This is a genomic window from Rahnella sp. P4_A8 (assembly GCF_056402435.1).
Window position 1 is genome coordinate 176,092 of the sequence record NZ_JBFUHK010000002.1, and the last position, 14,635, is coordinate 190,726.

General features: G+C 53.7%; 17 protein-coding genes. 8 read left to right on the forward strand and 9 right to left on the reverse strand.

Going from position 1 to position 14,635, the window contains the following annotated elements:
- Positions 1 to 6: 6 nt before the first annotated feature.
- Together AC1DUO_RS01910 and AC1DUO_RS01915 are read right to left on the reverse strand one after the other, a co-directional pair.
- Positions 7 to 1,074, reverse strand: a complete 1,068-nt coding sequence (locus tag AC1DUO_RS01910) for a Gfo/Idh/MocA family protein (RefSeq protein ID WP_112151234.1) — start codon at positions 1,072 to 1,074, stop codon at positions 7 to 9.
- Positions 1,075 to 1,076: 2 nt separating this feature from the next.
- The gene (locus AC1DUO_RS01915; protein WP_013574503.1) at positions 1,077 to 2,252 is read right to left on the reverse strand and encodes a Gfo/Idh/MocA family protein; all 1,176 of its coding nucleotides are present in this window, start codon (positions 2,250 to 2,252) and stop codon (positions 1,077 to 1,079) included.
- Between AC1DUO_RS01915 and AC1DUO_RS01920 the strand changes: the two genes are divergently transcribed.
- The 3 genes from AC1DUO_RS01920 to yghU all read left to right on the forward strand — a co-directional run bounded on the left by AC1DUO_RS01920 (position 2,236) and on the right by yghU (position 4,536).
- Entirely contained in the window at positions 2,236 to 2,478 is a 243-nt protein-coding gene (locus tag AC1DUO_RS01920; protein ID WP_015689520.1) for a hypothetical protein, read from the forward strand. The genes AC1DUO_RS01915 and AC1DUO_RS01920 overlap by 17 nt on opposite strands.
- A 58-nt stretch (positions 2,479 to 2,536) precedes the next feature.
- Positions 2,537 to 3,598: a LacI family DNA-binding transcriptional regulator gene (locus AC1DUO_RS01925; protein ID WP_013574502.1), complete on the forward strand. Its 1,062-nt coding sequence runs from the start codon at positions 2,537 to 2,539 to the stop codon at positions 3,596 to 3,598.
- 92 nt (positions 3,599 to 3,690) lie between these two features.
- Positions 3,691 to 4,536: a glutathione-dependent disulfide-bond oxidoreductase gene (gene yghU, locus AC1DUO_RS01930; protein ID WP_013574501.1), complete on the forward strand. Its 846-nt coding sequence runs from the start codon at positions 3,691 to 3,693 to the stop codon at positions 4,534 to 4,536.
- 54 nt (positions 4,537 to 4,590) lie between these two features.
- Here the strand turns inward: yghU and yghX are convergent, their stop codons facing one another.
- Complete coding sequence (gene yghX / locus AC1DUO_RS01935; RefSeq protein ID WP_037036291.1) at positions 4,591 to 5,496, reverse strand: YghX family hydrolase; 906 nt, start codon at positions 5,494 to 5,496, stop codon at positions 4,591 to 4,593.
- A gap of 151 nt (positions 5,497 to 5,647) precedes the next feature.
- Between yghX and AC1DUO_RS01940 the strand changes: the two genes are divergently transcribed.
- Positions 5,648 to 6,652, forward strand: a complete 1,005-nt coding sequence (locus tag AC1DUO_RS01940) for a WaaS/CpsH family glycosyltransferase (RefSeq protein ID WP_250980701.1) — start codon at positions 5,648 to 5,650, stop codon at positions 6,650 to 6,652.
- A 44-nt stretch (positions 6,653 to 6,696) separates the two neighbouring features.
- The gene (locus tag AC1DUO_RS01945; RefSeq protein ID WP_013574498.1) at positions 6,697 to 6,897 is read left to right on the forward strand and encodes a DNA polymerase III subunit theta; all 201 of its coding nucleotides are present in this window, start codon (positions 6,697 to 6,699) and stop codon (positions 6,895 to 6,897) included.
- Between the two features lie 10 nt (positions 6,898 to 6,907).
- Here AC1DUO_RS01945 and AC1DUO_RS01950 read toward each other — a convergent pair whose 3' ends face one another.
- Positions 6,908 to 7,789, reverse strand: coding sequence for a LysR substrate-binding domain-containing protein (locus AC1DUO_RS01950; protein WP_250980700.1), 882 nt, complete (start codon positions 7,787 to 7,789; stop codon positions 6,908 to 6,910).
- A 105-nt stretch (positions 7,790 to 7,894) separates the two neighbouring features.
- On the opposite strand from AC1DUO_RS01950, the gene AC1DUO_RS01955 reads away from it, so the two are divergent.
- From AC1DUO_RS01955 to AC1DUO_RS01965, 3 genes are read left to right on the forward strand one after another with little or no spacing between them, the layout of a single operon-like run.
- Positions 7,895 to 8,218 carry a carboxymuconolactone decarboxylase family protein gene (locus AC1DUO_RS01955; RefSeq protein ID WP_013574496.1) on the forward strand — a complete coding sequence of 108 codons (324 nt, stop codon included), beginning with the start codon at positions 7,895 to 7,897 and terminating at the stop codon, positions 8,216 to 8,218.
- 29 nt (positions 8,219 to 8,247) lie between these two features.
- Positions 8,248 to 8,655 carry a tautomerase family protein gene (locus AC1DUO_RS01960; RefSeq protein WP_449632223.1) on the forward strand — a complete coding sequence of 136 codons (408 nt, stop codon included), beginning with the start codon at positions 8,248 to 8,250 and terminating at the stop codon, positions 8,653 to 8,655.
- Positions 8,652 to 9,194 carry a DUF4865 family protein gene (locus AC1DUO_RS01965; protein ID WP_223509728.1) on the forward strand — a complete coding sequence of 181 codons (543 nt, stop codon included), beginning with the start codon at positions 8,652 to 8,654 and terminating at the stop codon, positions 9,192 to 9,194. The genes AC1DUO_RS01960 and AC1DUO_RS01965 overlap by 4 nt, the downstream gene beginning before the upstream one ends.
- Before the next feature lie 5 nt (positions 9,195 to 9,199).
- Here AC1DUO_RS01965 and flhA read toward each other — a convergent pair whose 3' ends face one another.
- From flhA to hypB, 5 genes are all read right to left on the reverse strand, one after another.
- Positions 9,200 to 11,287 (reverse strand): formate hydrogenlyase transcriptional activator FlhA, encoded by a 2,088-nt coding sequence (flhA, locus tag AC1DUO_RS01970; protein ID WP_015689516.1) that lies wholly within the window; start codon positions 11,285 to 11,287, stop codon positions 9,200 to 9,202.
- 105 nt (positions 11,288 to 11,392) lie between these two features.
- Positions 11,393 to 12,415 (reverse strand): hydrogenase expression/formation protein HypE, encoded by a 1,023-nt coding sequence (hypE, locus tag AC1DUO_RS01975; RefSeq protein ID WP_013574492.1) that lies wholly within the window; start codon positions 12,413 to 12,415, stop codon positions 11,393 to 11,395.
- Positions 12,408 to 13,580 (reverse strand): hydrogenase formation protein HypD, encoded by a 1,173-nt coding sequence (gene hypD / locus AC1DUO_RS01980; RefSeq protein ID WP_013574491.1) that lies wholly within the window; start codon positions 13,578 to 13,580, stop codon positions 12,408 to 12,410. The genes hypE and hypD overlap by 8 nt, the downstream gene beginning before the upstream one ends.
- Positions 13,580 to 13,858 (reverse strand): HypC/HybG/HupF family hydrogenase formation chaperone, encoded by a 279-nt coding sequence (gene hypC, locus AC1DUO_RS01985; RefSeq protein WP_013574490.1) that lies wholly within the window; start codon positions 13,856 to 13,858, stop codon positions 13,580 to 13,582. The genes hypD and hypC overlap by 1 nt, the downstream gene beginning before the upstream one ends.
- Positions 13,849 to 14,628 carry a hydrogenase nickel incorporation protein HypB gene (hypB, locus tag AC1DUO_RS01990; RefSeq protein WP_112151238.1) on the reverse strand — a complete coding sequence of 260 codons (780 nt, stop codon included), beginning with the start codon at positions 14,626 to 14,628 and terminating at the stop codon, positions 13,849 to 13,851. Before hypB ends, hypC begins: the two co-directional genes overlap by 10 nt.
- Positions 14,629 to 14,635 lie beyond the last annotated feature (7 nt).

Genomic DNA, 14,635 nt, shown 5'->3' on the forward strand with positions numbered 1-14,635 from the left:
TCCCGTTTAGTGGGTTCCGTTTGCCAGCATCTGTGCCCGGATGCACAGCTCGGCAGCTTTAAACGCATGCTCCTGGGTCATGGCGTGCTCGGTGCGGTTCAGGCAATCGAGGATCAACTGACCAAAGAACGGGAAGCCGACGTTGCCGGAAACCGGGTAACGGAACTCGCCTTGTTGATTCACCAGATACACCACGTCCTGCTCGCCGAGCGTGAGATCAACATATTTGCGGATCTCGATATAACCTTCGGTGCCGAGCAGCGTCAGACGGCCGTCGCCCCAGGTGCTCAGTCCTTCTGGTGTGAACCAGTCGCAGCGGAAATAACCCCGTGCGCCGTTATCGCCTTTCAGCATCGTGTCGCCAAAGTCTTCGAAACGCGGATACTGCGGGTGATTGAAATTAAGAGCCTGAGCCGCCACAACCTGCGCGTCACTGTTGCCGGTATAAAACAGAAATTGTTCAATCTGATGGCTGCCGATATCACACAGGATGCCGCCAAAACGCTCTCTCTCGTAGAACCAGTCGGGACGCCCTTCACCCTCACGATGCGGGCCGGTACCCAGCGTCTGGATCACGCGTCCGATCGCTCCTTCATGCACCAGCTGGCCTGCGAAGACTGCACTTTCTACGTGCAGGCGTTCGCTGTAATACACGGCATATTTGCGCCCGGTTTCGGCCACTTTGGCCTTCGCTTGCGCCAGTTGTTCCAGCGTGGTCAGCGGCGCTTTGTCGCTGAAATAGTCTTTCCCGGCGGCCATGACTTTCAGCCCCAGCGCGCAGCGTTCGGACGGAATGCCCGCCCCCGCGATCATCTGCACTTCACGGTCATCAAGGAGTATCTGCAATGACTCCGCGACCTTAACCTGCGGATACTGGGCGACAAACTTCTCCACTTTTACCGGATCCGGATCGTAAACCCATTTCAGGCTGGCGCCCGCCTCGATCAACCCGTTACACATACCGTAGATATGCCCGTGATCCAGGGCCGCAGCAGCAATCACGAATTCACCGGGCTTTACCACAGGTTGCGGTTTCCCTACCGGCGCATAATTCATACCGTCTTTATTGCTCATGTTCAGGCTCCTTTATCCATATTTTTGCCGAGAGGGATCGCATCTTCATTGGCGAAGTTTTCCACCGATGCTGATTTTTCGTAAAAGTGCGGTGCCAGCGAAACCAGCCCGCCGGTCTGATAAAACGGATCTTCCGGCGACAACGGCAGTGACACAATGCTGCGGGTAATGGCGGATTTATAAATCGCGGCAATCAGTTCCAGTGAACGCTTGCCCTGAATGCCGTCAATCAGCGGCGCGGTACCGGTTTCCAGTGCGGTCAGGAAATTGTCGATCTGGCCGGTGTGCAGGGTATAAGTGAGTTTGGGAATCGACTGGTAAATGTCTTCAAGCTGGTTTTCACGATCCGTGTCACGCGCATCAATCGGGAAACCGTTCGGCGCAGAAATGCTGGCGTATTTGTCCCACGGAGCTGAAATTCGCGCTTTCTCGCCCTGAATAACAATCTTCTGATCTTCGCCGTGATGCACCACGGAAGCCGTCAGTTGGGTCAGCGCGCCGGAGTCATATTTGAAAATGGCCGCCGAGAGATCTTCCACTTCGGCATTATCATGCGCAGCGTTGGTAATCATCGAGACCACTTCAGAGGGAAAACCGAGCATCCACTGAATCGCGTCAATATGGTGAACGGCGTGATTGAGCGTGCAACCGCCCGCTTCTTTTTCCCAGGTGCCGCGCCACCACAAATCGTAATAGGAATGACCGCGCCACCAGAAAGAATCCACCTGTGCATGACACACTTTGCCGGTCTCACCGGAATCGAGCACTTTTTTCAGCCGCCAGAACGCGTCGGTAAAACGGTTTTGCGCGATGATTGACAGCGTTTTCCCGCTCGCCTGCGCCGCGCTGATCATCGCGTCGCATTCCTGTAATGACGCCGCCATCGGCTTTTCACACAACACGTGTTTGCCTGCGTTCAGCGCATTAATCGAGATTTCGGCGTGGACATACGGCGGCGTGCAGACGTCAAAAATGTCGATATCTGCATCATTAAGGATTTCCTCATGGCTGGCATAGACCCTGGCGTTCGTCAGGCCATAATGCCGTTTTTTCTCTTCCGCTTTTTCAGGATAAATATCTACCAGCGCAACAATCTGGCAACGATCAGCAAACTCTAAATATCCCTGAATATGGTTATGTGAAATATTACCCGTACCAATAATGGCTATTTTCAGCATTCTCTTACTCCTTATATTTAACCGAACAGCTGGCGGATTTAAGCCGCATAAAGGGCGTCACCGTGTTGAATTCTTTATAGATTCAGCACAGATAAATACCTTATTTTTTGTTTCTGAGGTTTATATTCTGGAGAGTAATAATGGTTTTTTTTTCCAACAACTGTTATTTGTGACAGGAATTGCAGTGCCGTTTGCGGAATTTGCTATCATGCTGAATAGCCCATGAATTACAACCAGTTAACCATGGCAATAAGTCCATCTCCATTTGAGGCATTGATCACAAAATGACGGGAAAATTAAAAATCAGGCAAATAGCGGAGTTAACCGGGCTTTCTCCGAGTACCGTTTCCCGTGTGCTGGCAGGGAAAGCCAATGTCAGTCTCCAGGCAAAAGAGAAAGTATTTGCCCATGCCAGAACAATGGGTATTTTGCGTGACATTCCGGCCAGCCGTTTGTTAATGAATTGCCTGTTGCTCTGTGCGCCACCCGCCGCCTTCTCTCCCCATGAAGATCGTTATTATTATGAAGTGATTCAGGAAATAACGGCGGAAGTTGCGCGTTTTGATATTCACATACGTAAATGCGCGCTGGCAGTCAATGAACCGGATATCGCTGTTTTTATGCAGGCACTTCATCAGCCGGATGTCGACGGCATTGTCATTATCGGTATTGATGACGTGATGCTGTATCGGCTGGCAGCAGAATCTAACAAACCGGTGGTAATGATCAACGCCAAGGACAGCGAGATGCGTCTGGACTGTGTTTCTGCCGATCATTATTCCATCGGTTACAGTGCCGCCAACTATCTGTTTACCAGAGGTCACCGCCCCGTTTTATTGTTCACCGACCTGCGTCGTGAAACCATGATGCAGCGCCTCGATGGCTTTAAACGCGCCTGCCTTGAACACCATGTGGTGTTCGACGAAGCCCTGCATTTGCTGGTCAATCATGGCAGCGGAGGGGAACAGGCGAGAGAAAATATTGAGAAGTATCTCCGGGGGCATAAACGGGAAACCATGCCGTCAGCCATCTTATGCGGAGGCGATCAGATTGCACAGGCCACCATTGATGCCCTGAACGAATACGGATTTAAAGTCCCGGAAGATATTTCGGTGATGAGTATCGATTTTGCGCACGACATGAAAACATCAGCGGCACAAAGTTTCACTGCCGTGCATTTGCCGTGCCGCGAGCTGGGCACCGAGGCTGTGTATATTCTGCAAAGCCGCCTGATGCGCGCTACCGGCGCGAAATTCAATTTGCTGTTACAGGGGAGAATTCACAACGGCCAGTCAGTGGCCGATGTGAAATGGAAGCGCAAAGGGTTGTATCCTGCCGCCAGTTAGCCGCGCCCCGAAGGCACATTCTCAGCGTCGCCATTGATTATCTCCTGCTAGACTTTTGAGTCTTAACCTCAAAAAAAGATGCGGAGAATGCAATGTCAGAACAGTATCAGCCCCCTGAAGTCTGGACCTGGAATAAAGATGAAGTCAGCAAGTTCTCGAACATCAACCGCCCGATAGCGGGCCCGACGCACGAAAAAACGCTGCCGGTGGGTAAACACCCGCTTCAGCTCTATTCCCTTGGCACGCCGAACGGCCAGAAAGTGACGATCCTGCTGGAAGAGTTACTGGCGCTGGGCATCAGCGGTGCGGAATACGATGCATTTATTATCCGCATCAATGAAGGCGATCAGTTCTCCAGCGGCTTTGTTGACGTCAATCCGAACTCAAAAATTCCGGCGCTGCTGGATAACTCAACCACACCGCCAATCCGCGTGTTTGAATCCGGCAACATCCTGCTGTATCTGGCGGAAAAATTTGGCCAATTCCTGCCAAAAGATCTCGCCGGTCGCACTGAGACCCTGAACTGGTTGTTCTGGCTGCAAGGTTCCGCGCCCTATCTTGGCGGCGGTTTCGGTCACTTCTACCATTACGCGCCGGTCAAAATCGAATACGCCATTAACCGCTTTACGATGGAAGCCAAACGCCAGCTCGACGTATTAGACCGTCAGCTTGCTGAACACCGTTTTATTGCCGGGGAAGAATACACGATTGCTGATATCGCCATTTTCACCTGGTATGGCAGCCTGGCGCAGGGCGGTCTGTATGAATCGGCTAAATTCCTCGACATCGAATCTTATAAGCACTTCCAGCGCTGGGCGGCTGAAGTGGCGGGCCGTCCGGCGGTGAAACGCGGACGCATTGTGAACCGCACCTGGGGTGATGAACAACTGGAAGAGCGCCATGATGCCTCGGATTTCGATGGCATCCTGAAATCATAACGGGCGTCTGAAACGTAAAAAAAGGGCGGGATTTTGCGATCCCGCCCTTTTCTTTTATGCGCTTTCTGTCTGCGGTTCGAGGTACTTTTTAAACCAGGCAATGGTTCTTTCCCACGCTAAATCCGCCGCCGCTTTGTCATAACGCGGCGTCGAATCATTGTGGAAACCGTGGTTCACGCCGGGATAAATATGCGCTTCATAAACTTTGTTATTGGCCTTCAGCGCCGCTTCATACGCCGGCCAGCCTTCGGTAATGGGTTTATCCAGTTCAGCATAATGCAGCAATAACGGCGCTTTGATACGCGGCACATCTTCCGCTTTCGGCTGACGCCCGTAGAACGGCACGGCGGCCGCCAGTTCAGGGTAAGCCACCGCCGCCGCATTCGCCACGCCACCGCCGTAACAGAAACCGGTGATGCCGACTTTGCCGGTGCCAGTCTCGTGGTGCATCAGAAATTCTACCGCCGCAAAAAAGTCGTTCATCAGTTTGGCCGGATCAACGTGTTTTTGCAGTTCGCGCCCTTTTTCATCATTGCCCGGATAACCGCCGACCGAACTCAGCCCGTCCGGCGCCAGCGCGACAAATCCGGCTTTCGCCACCCGCCGCGCGACATCTTCGATATACGGATTCAGCCCGCGATTTTCATGCACCACCACCACACCAGGCACTTTACCGGTCACTTTGGCCGGACGCACCAGATAGCCTTTCACGCTGCCGTGTCCCTGCGGCGACGGATACTGAATGTATTCCGCCACAATATCCGGATCAGTGAATTGCACCTGTTCGGCGTAGGCATAGTTCGGCGTCATCAGCGTTGTCAGCGCAGCCAGCGACAATCCGCCTGCCACAAACTTCGCCGAGAGATCAAGAAACTCACGTTTGGTCATTTTGCCGTGCACGTAAAAATCAAAATATTCGAGGAGTTCAGGCGGGAAATCTTTCGCTGTCATTCGGGTCATTTTTCAGGCTCCGTTCCGGTCAGGGGAAGGATAAATAATGGCCTGTTTTTGGCGATTTTGTAAACCCGTTGTGAGATGGGATGGCTTTCCAGGCCGCATCAACACTTTTATGCACTGAAAATGCTAAACTTTGGTCATAAAGGGAGAAACAATGAAAAACCATCTTTCGCAACCACCGAAAATACATTTCATCGAATGGAACTCAGAGTACGAACGGATGATGACCTCTGCACTGAAAAAAGAATTTAATGTGCATACGATTTATCACGTCAAAAAACACTTTAAATCTGTCCACTCTTTGCTGCCGGGAAAGCGGCTCAAACACTGGCACCGGAAATTTCAGATTGCTATCAAGTTCCGCCGCGTGCGTGAAACCGACATCATCATTTGTAACGGCTACAGCGCATTTCTGATGCTGGATTTACTTTCCCTGCCCAAATGCAAAAAAATATTGGTATTGCGCGACTCAGTGGCCGCGCTTACGTCTAAAAGACGTCGGCTGAAATTACTTTCCCATGACGAAAATTATCTCGACCGGGTCACCGCTGTTTTTGATGTTATTTACAGTTTTGATCCCGAAGATTGCCGGAAATACGGACTTTCTTATGTTGACCAGTTTTTGCCGTTCACCCGCCATAACATGGCTGCGTGGCAATCGGAACCGGCAAATACGCCGTCATCCTGCTCATGCTTTTATGTCGGCGGGTTTGATGATTATCGGGCAAAACTCATTAACGACCTGACACCGGTATTGCGCCAGAATCACTGCCAGACCGACTTTTATCTGGTGGGCGATTGCAACGGAACCCCGGATTACCCGGACTGTTGTATCAATCAGAAAATCAGTTATCAGCAAAATATTGAAAAGCTGAAGCGAGCTTCTGTCGTTCTTGAGATCAACAAGCCGGATCAATGCGGATTAACGCTGCGTGCTCTCGAAGCCATGGCTTTTAATAAGAAACTGATCACCAATAATGCCTCAATAAAAAAACATGCTTTTTATCATCCCGATAAAATCTTTATTTGGGGAGAAGATGATCGCAATGCTATTGCCAAATTTCTTTCATCGGAACATCAGAAAACCGACCCGGCATTGCTGGAGACATATTTCGCTGACGGCATGTTAAAGACACTGGCCGGAACCGCAGTAGAATAGAGGCTTTGCCCGACAACGTAACAGAACAATCAAAAGGAGAAACCATGAACAAAGCACTCGCAGGACTGAGTAAAGAGGAAATGGATAAAGTGAGCGCCGGGCTGGCAGCCGGGACTGTCGTGGTGCGTGAGCGCAACCATCTGCCGGTCAACGCAGAAGAAGTGGAGATGGAGCAGCCGGAACATCTGCGCGCTTATTTTCGCGAACGTCTGGAACATTATCGTCAGCAACCGGCTAAAAAATAGTCACAGCGGCTCAGTGCTGCTGCGTAAAGAAGCCGACAATCGACTCTCTCAGGCTGGCGGCCGCCTCGCCCGGGGGCGTCAGGCTCTGATGAAGGCTGATCCCCACCTCACCCGGCGCGGGCAATTCCTGCAAAATCCGTACGGTTGATGGCATACCGAAATCCGTACGAACAGTCACCCCCAGCCCCGCCGACATCGCCGCCCAAATCCCGCTCAGGCTGCGGCTGGTGAAGGCTATCCGCCACGCAATACCGGCGTTATCCAGCGCCGTCGTTGCGGCATTCCGCATCAGGCATGGCGCTTCGAACACCAGCAAGGGCAACGGTTCGCCGGTTTCCTGATAGTGCTTCAGGTCGAAACTTTCAGGGCCAATCCAGCGCAGCGGAATCCGTCCGAGCGAGCGGCTTGACGGGAAAAGTGGCGTTTCATCAGCCTGCCAGCACACCGCCAGATCAAACTCGTTATGCCGGATCCCGTCCAGCAATTGCTGATTACGGGTAATACTGGCGGAAACCTGCACCTGCGGATGTGCACGGGTGAATGTGCCGAGAATGGCCGGTAACAGGGTTTCGCCGAAATCCTCCTGCATACCCAGATTCAGGCTGCCACTCAGCGTACTGGCGAGCAGCACAGCGCTGGCCTCATCATTCAGGCTGAGGATCCGCCGCGCATAACTCAGCATCACTTCGCCGCGTCCGGTCAGGATCAGGTGTCGTCCGGATTTCTGTACCAGCTCCGTGCCCGCCTGTTGCTCCAGCTTTTTCAGCTGCGCGCTGACGGCAGATGTGGAGCGTCCCAGCCGGTCGGCGGCCAGCACAAAACTCCCCAGCTCAATGCCGGTAACAAAACTGCGCAAGGCTTCTGAATCAAAAGTGACCGGTCTTTTCGCCATGCTTAATCATCCCGTTTTTATGGACTAATGCTGCTGTTATTTTCGATATTCAGGATAATCATAACGCCTTATGCTCCTTTTCACACCGACAAAAAGGAGCCTGATATGAGCACGACCTCGTCCCAAACACAGACGCTGGATACCATGGCGCGTCTGACGCCCAAATTTGCAGAACTGACGGAACAGGTGCTGTTCGGCGATCTGTGGAAAAGAAATGAATTGTCTGCGCGTGATCGCAGCCTGATCACCGTTGCCGCACTGATTGCCCTCAATCGCGTTGAACAACTGCCTTTTCATCTGAGCCTGGCGGTAAAAAACGGGGTCTCACAGGCCGAACTTTCAGAAGTGATCACCCATCTGGCATTTTATGCCGGCTGGCCCGCAGCGGCATCCGCCCTGAGCCGCTTCGCCGCTCTCAATGACCAGTAACCCGCGCCCCGTAACCGGAGGAACAACCGATGCCTTTTAGCCGAATTTCTTTACCAGCCCACCGCACGGATGCCTGGCAGGATGCCATTTCAGCCATATTACAGGAAGCGCTGGTTGATCACTTTTCCGTGCCCAAAGATGATTGTTTTCAGTTATTCGAACCGGTCAGCCGCCACCAGCGGGTGATCAACCCGACCTATTTAGCCGGTGAAAATGACCGGCGTTCAGACGATTTTCTGCTGTTTCACATCACCGCAGGCAAACCGCGTAACGGTTATCAGAAACAGCAACTGTTCCACCATCTGGCCGAAAAATTACACCTCACACTGGGAATTTCTCTGGCTGATGTGATGGTGGTGGTGAGTTTTACGCAGCCGGAAGACTGGTCGTTCAGTCACGGTGAAATGTTCAGAATTGCGCAAGGAGCCCGGTCATGATTGCCATGCAATACAGTTTTACCCTGCCTGCGGACTATGACATGGGTATTATTGAAAAGCGCATTGCGGATAACGGATATCGGACGGACGGTTTTGCAGGGCTTATTTTCAAAACCTATCTCTATGCCCGCCGCAACTGCCTGCAAACCGGCAGCGCAGAAAATATCTACGCGCCGTTTTACCTGTGGCAGGACGTATCAGATATGAACCGTTTTATTTCAGGTGCAGGTTTTCAGGGCGTCGCCGGCGCCTTCGGCTGGCCGCAGATCCGGGTTTATCCGGTGCTGACGGCACATGTCAGCGGAAACGTCGCGGAGGCGGTATATGCGAAAAGAGAGATAACGGATATCGCACCGTTCAGTGACCTTGCGCCATTCAGTGAGCAAACGGTGAGCGACAGACTTATCGACGTCACCGCCTGGGACACGACAAACTGGAAGAAAATCCATTTTACGGCGGGGAGAAATCCGCTGGCAGGCGACGGGCAGCATTACCGCATCGGCCATATTTCATTGTCCGGTGCGGTAAAAACAGCCTGACCCGGTTAATGCGCGGCAATCCCCAATTTTTTCATTCTCGACAACAACGTCGTACGTTTTAACCCCAGACGTTGTGCCGCACCACGCGGACCGGCGACCACGCCGTTGGTCTCCTTAAGTACCTGAAGAATACGTTCGCGCTCGTCTTCCTCATTCAAATGCGGGGCGGGCGCAGTATCAGGCGCGGGCATCACCCTCTCCGGCTGAGACACCGGCAACGGATAATTCAGCTCAGGAAGTTGTAAATCCAGCACCGTTCCGCGGGTCAGCAGCACAGCGCGTTCAATAACATTTTCCAGTTCGCGCACATTGCCCGGCCAGGGCATCCGGCTTAATAAACGCAAGGTCTCGGCGGGAATACTGTCGATGGTGCGTTTCATGCGCTTGGCGATTTTATAGGTCAGGAATTTCACCAGTTGCGGAATGTCTTCAGGGCGCTCACGCAACGGCGGGATGACAATCGGGAACACATTCAGCCGGTAATACAAATCACTGCGGAATTCTTTATCGGCAACCATCTGGCACAGGTCGCGGTTGGTCGCAGCGATCATCCGCACATCCACCGAAATCAGTTTATTGCCGCCGACACGCTCGAACTCCTGCTCCTGCAAAATGCGCAGCAACTTGGGTTGCAGTTCAATCGGAATTTCACCCACTTCATCGAGAAATAAGGTGCCTTTATCAGCCAGTTCAAAACGCCCCATCCGCTGAGCGGTAGCCCCGGTAAACGAGCCTTTTTCATGTCCGAATAAATCGCTTTCCATTAATCCGGCAGGCATGGCCGCGCAGTTCATTTTCACCATGCGCTGATCACGACGATCGCCGAGATTATGGATCGCACGGGCGATCAGCTCTTTACCGGTGCCGGTTTCGCCGAGGATCAGCACAGAACAGTCGCTTTTCGCCACGATCTCAACCTGTTTCAGCACCGCCGACATGCTGGAACTGCGGCCGACAATGTCGCTGAAATCCGGGTTATTGCTGTTTATCTGCTCGGTGAGATACAGGTTTTCGTGTTGCAGTTTTTCCTTCAGGCTTTTAATTTCCTGATAGGCCAGTGCGTTATCCACGGCAATTGCAATGCGTTCGGCGATCTGCTGCAACACGCGCAGATTAGCGGAATTAAAGTTATCCGGCTGGCACTGTGCCAGTTTCAACACCCCCAGCGTTTTATGACCAAAACGTAACGGCAGAATGCACAGGGTTTTGGTCTGATCCCGCCATAACAGCTGGAACAACGTGCTTTCATCGTTATCCGGTTCTTCGGCGGACCGCACGTTAGTCAGCAACATTTCGCCATTTTTCATCACCTGCTGTTCCAGCGAACCCTCCAGCGTCATGCGCGACTGTTCACGCTCCGCGACGTGCGTCTGCACATAATGTGTCGCGTAAACACTGGCCTGTTCGCTGTCTTTATCGGCATCACACAACACAATGCTGATGGCATTAATGTGAAAGAAATGGTGAATAGTCTTGGCGATTTCGCCGGTCAGTTCGTCGAGATCCAGCTTGGACAGGACGGCGTTGGTGATATCCACCAGAATGCGGAAATCGTCACGTTCATGGCGCAGCAGGGATTGCTGGAGCGAGGCGTTTTCGCGCAACTGGATTTGTTCGACCGCAATGGCCGCCAGCGTACAAAGCTCATAAAGACCGTTCTTGTCTTCCTCACTGAACGGGGTCGCGTGCTGACGGGTAAACTCACAGCCCCCCAGCAAGCCGGAAGAGGCCAGCAGAGGCACCAGACAATAATCGGTAAACGCCGGATACAGGTTCAGCGCCGCCAGTTGCGGATAGCGCAGATGCAACGCTTCACTGCGCCAGACCTGCGTTTTAGGATTGCTCAGCAAGGCATGTACCGGCCCGGTCGCCAGCAGCGTTTCATCTTCATAACTGACCGGCTGATGATGCGGATCGATGCCATAAAAACTGACGCGTTCGCTGTTATTGTCGAACAACACCAGCGTCACAGCCTCCGCAATACCGGCGCTCTGCACCACTTGCGTCAGGGTTTCCAGCAGCGATGTCATGTTCTGTTGCAGCAGCAATGTGCGCGTCAGTTCCAGTAATCCTTTGTGTTTTGTGGTGCTCATTGTTGCACTCTGCATACCGTGGGCTCTGGCTTTTGATGTAAAGCGTTTTTGAAGAAACGATTAAGAAAGTTTACGCCTTCGCGGCGGCGCGCTCCCCTGACGAGATCAACAAATGCGGGGTAATGGCTCCGCATGGGGCAACATTAACTGGCGGGAAACACCCAGCGCGCCGCGCAGACACACCTGCGGACTTATCGTCACCTCGCCGATAGTCGCCGCATCAGCGCCCAGCGGATGGCTGCGTAACAGGTTCAGCACCTGCTCTTCAGCCCGGTCCGACACGACGATCACCAGTTTGCCTTCATTGGCAAAATTCAGCGGTTCCAGCCCCAGTAATTCACAGATGCCACGCACAGCCGGTTTCACCGGCAACGCGGTTTCGTCGATACATATCCCAAAACCACTGGCGGCGCTGAATTCATGCAAAATCGCATTCACCCCGCCGCGCGTGGCATCACGTAAGGCATGCACGCCAGCCAGCGGTCGCAGTGGTGCGATCATCGGCGCAAGCACCGCGCAGTCACTTTCCACGCCCAGATCCATCCCCAGCTTTTCACGCAGATTGAGGATCGCCGCACCATGATCGCCGAGCGTCCCGCTGACGATCACTTTATCGCCTGCTTTTATCGTACCGGCGGCCCAGTTAACGGCCGTTGGGATCACGCCGATCCCGGCGGTATTAATAAAGATTTTGTCGGCGGCACCTCGCTGCACGACCTTGGTATCGCCGGTCACAATGGCAATGCCCGCAGCATGCGCGGTCTGCGCCATCGCGCTGACTATTTTTTGTAAGTCATCCAGCGCTAACCCTTCTTCCAGAATAAAACCGCAGGAAAGATAGGCGGGTGTCGCCCCGCAGACCGCCAGATCGTTTGCCGTGCCGCACACCGCCAGCTTGCCGATATTGCCGCCGGGGAAAAAGATGGGATCAATCACGTAACTGTCCGTGGTAAACGCCAGCCGGTCGCCCTGTGCACTCAGGCTGGCAAGTGACAATCGTGCGCCATCTTCCCGTTCGTTAAGCCAGGGATTATCAAATGCGCTGATGAACATCTGTTCGATCATCTGTTGCATGGCGCGGCCGCCGCTGCCATGCGCCATTGTGACGACTTCTTTGCGATCACTCATCCTGACTTACCTTCTGCTGTTGATGCTTTTGCTGCGGTTTATCCGCCATTGCCGTTTCCTGATGCCGGTACTGATACCACGCCGCGCACGCACCTTCAGAAGACACCATCAGCGCACCAAATGCATTATGTGGCGTACAAGCGGTGCCAAACAGCGGGCACTCATGCGGCTTGCAGCGCCCGGTCAGCACTTCACCGCAACGGGAGCGGGGATCGTCCGCTACCGGTTGTGCCTGCGGGTTAAAGCGCCGCTCTGCATCAAATGAGGCATAGGCGGGGGCCAGGGAAATCCCTGAGGCTTCAATCACGCCCAGACCGCGCCACTCGCTGCTACCGGCAAGCGTAAACACTTCGCGCATCGCTTCCTGTGCCAGCAGGTTACCCTCTTCCGGCACCACGCGGCGATACTGGTTTTCCGTTTTACACGATGCCTCGCAAACTTGTTCCACCAGCATCAGCACGCTTTGCAGCATATCGAGTGGCTCAAAGCCGCTGATCACCAGTGGCTTGCCGAATTCTTCATTGATGAAATGATAAGGTGCGGTGCCCGTCACCATGCTGACGTGACCGGGAGCCAGAAAAGCATCAATCCGCACATCATCCTGCGAGAGCAGGCTGCGTAAGGTCGGCATCAGGCTGATGTGCTGACAGAACACGCTGAAATTGGGCAGACGTTCGCGCCGTGCCTGTTGCAGCGTGACAGCGGTAACCGGCAGCGTGGTTTCAAAACCGAGGGCGAAAAACACCACCTGACGTGCCGGATTTGCACGGGCCAGTTTCAGCGTATCCAGCGGGGAATAAACCACACGCACATCGGCACCCCGTTCGCGCGCCTGCAACAGCGAGCCTTGCTTGCCGGGCACGCGCAGCGCGTCGCCAAAGGTGCAGAAAATCACGTCGGGATGTGCGGCAATTTCACAGCAGGCATCGATACGCCCCATCGGTAACACGCACACCGGACACCCCGGCCCGTGGATAAATTCCAGTTGCGGGGGCAGCAGTTTATCCAGCCCGAATTTGAAAATGGCATGGGTATGGCCGCCGCACACTTCCATAATCTGCATGGGTTTTTCAGCGGTGTAAGGCAGTAATGCCGCCCGCTGATGCAGCCGTTCAATCAGCGTTTTCGCCAGTTTCGGATCACGGAATTCATCAACAAAACGCATTATCGGGCCTCTCCCGCACCGAGAAACAGGGCGACATCGGCTTCTACTTCTTCCATCGCGTGCAGCGCAGCCAGCGTTTCTTGTGCTTCCTGTTCATCAAGTTTGCTCAATGCAAAACCGACGTGGATTAACACCCAGCCGCCGATCAGCGTTTGTGGCTGGCCGTCGCACACCAGCGCAATATTCACTTCGCGGCGCAGACCGCAGACTTCTGCCCAGGCGTGATCAGGCTGCTGGTCATGCAGCGCGACGATTTGTCCCGGAATGCCTATGCACATCGTTGCTGCTCCAGCCAGGCCAGCCACTGCTCCATACCTTCGCCGGTAGTGGCAGAAAGCCGGATCACTTCAATCTGCGGATTGACCTGGCGCGCATTGGCAATACAGGCTTCGACGTCAAAACTGACATACGGCAACAGGTCGATTTTATTGAGGACCATAAGGCGCGATGCGGCAAACATATGCGGATATTTCAGCGGCTTGTCCTCGCCTTCCGTGACGGACAGCACCGCCACTTTGTGCAATTCACCGAGATCAAAACTGGCCGGACACACCAGATTGCCGACATTTTCGATAAACAACAGGCTGTTATTGTTTGGCGACAGCTGATGCAGCGCATCATGAACCATTTGCGCGTCCAGATGGCAGCCTTTACCGGTATTCACCTGGATCGCCGGGACGCCGGTGGCACGGATACGATCGGCATCGTGAGTGGTTTGCTGATCGCCTTCTATCACCGCGCAGTCGAAATACGGTGCCAGCCGGGTCAGGGTGCTGGTCAGCAGGGTCGTTTTACCGGAGCCGGGGCTGGACACCAGATTCAGTGCCAGAATGCCCGCCGCCGCAAAATGCTCGCGGTTATGGGCAGCGATATGGTTATTCTTCGCCAGCACGTCCATTTCGATGTCCACCAGGCGTCGCGGTGCAAACGGCAGACCGTGGCGATGATCATGTGAATCATCGTGATCATGGGAATGGTGATGAGTGTGTTCAGGGCTGACGCCTTCGATACGAAGTTCGCCGCTGGCACAACCGCAGGTACTGCACATAGCTTTC

Coding starts and splice junctions, on each gene's coding strand:
- AC1DUO_RS01910 (WP_112151234.1), bottom strand. CDS start 1,074: ATGAGCAATAAAGACGGTATGAATTATGCGCCGGTAGGGAAACCGCAA.
- AC1DUO_RS01920 (WP_015689520.1), top strand. CDS start 2,236: ATGGCTATTTTCAGCATTCTCTTACTCCTTATATTTAACCGAACAGCT.
- AC1DUO_RS01915 (WP_013574503.1), bottom strand. CDS start 2,252: ATGCTGAAAATAGCCATTATTGGTACGGGTAATATTTCACATAACCAT.
- AC1DUO_RS01925 (WP_013574502.1), top strand. CDS start 2,537: ATGACGGGAAAATTAAAAATCAGGCAAATAGCGGAGTTAACCGGGCTT.
- yghU (WP_013574501.1), top strand. CDS start 3,691: ATGTCAGAACAGTATCAGCCCCCTGAAGTCTGGACCTGGAATAAAGAT.
- yghX (WP_037036291.1), bottom strand. CDS start 5,496: ATGACCCGAATGACAGCGAAAGATTTCCCGCCTGAACTCCTCGAATAT.
- AC1DUO_RS01940 (WP_250980701.1), top strand. CDS start 5,648: ATGAAAAACCATCTTTCGCAACCACCGAAAATACATTTCATCGAATGG.
- AC1DUO_RS01945 (WP_013574498.1), top strand. CDS start 6,697: ATGAACAAAGCACTCGCAGGACTGAGTAAAGAGGAAATGGATAAAGTG.
- AC1DUO_RS01950 (WP_250980700.1), bottom strand. CDS start 7,789: ATGGCGAAAAGACCGGTCACTTTTGATTCAGAAGCCTTGCGCAGTTTT.
- AC1DUO_RS01955 (WP_013574496.1), top strand. CDS start 7,895: ATGAGCACGACCTCGTCCCAAACACAGACGCTGGATACCATGGCGCGT.
- AC1DUO_RS01960 (WP_449632223.1), top strand. CDS start 8,248: ATGCCTTTTAGCCGAATTTCTTTACCAGCCCACCGCACGGATGCCTGG.
- AC1DUO_RS01965 (WP_223509728.1), top strand. CDS start 8,652: ATGATTGCCATGCAATACAGTTTTACCCTGCCTGCGGACTATGACATG.
- flhA (WP_015689516.1), bottom strand. CDS start 11,287: ATGAGCACCACAAAACACAAAGGATTACTGGAACTGACGCGCACATTG.
- hypE (WP_013574492.1), bottom strand. CDS start 12,415: ATGAGTGATCGCAAAGAAGTCGTCACAATGGCGCATGGCAGCGGCGGC.
- hypD (WP_013574491.1), bottom strand. CDS start 13,580: ATGCGTTTTGTTGATGAATTCCGTGATCCGAAACTGGCGAAAACGCTG.
- hypC (WP_013574490.1), bottom strand. CDS start 13,858: ATGTGCATAGGCATTCCGGGACAAATCGTCGCGCTGCATGACCAGCAG.
- hypB (WP_112151238.1), bottom strand. CDS start 14,628: ATGTGCAGTACCTGCGGTTGTGCCAGCGGCGAACTTCGTATCGAAGGC.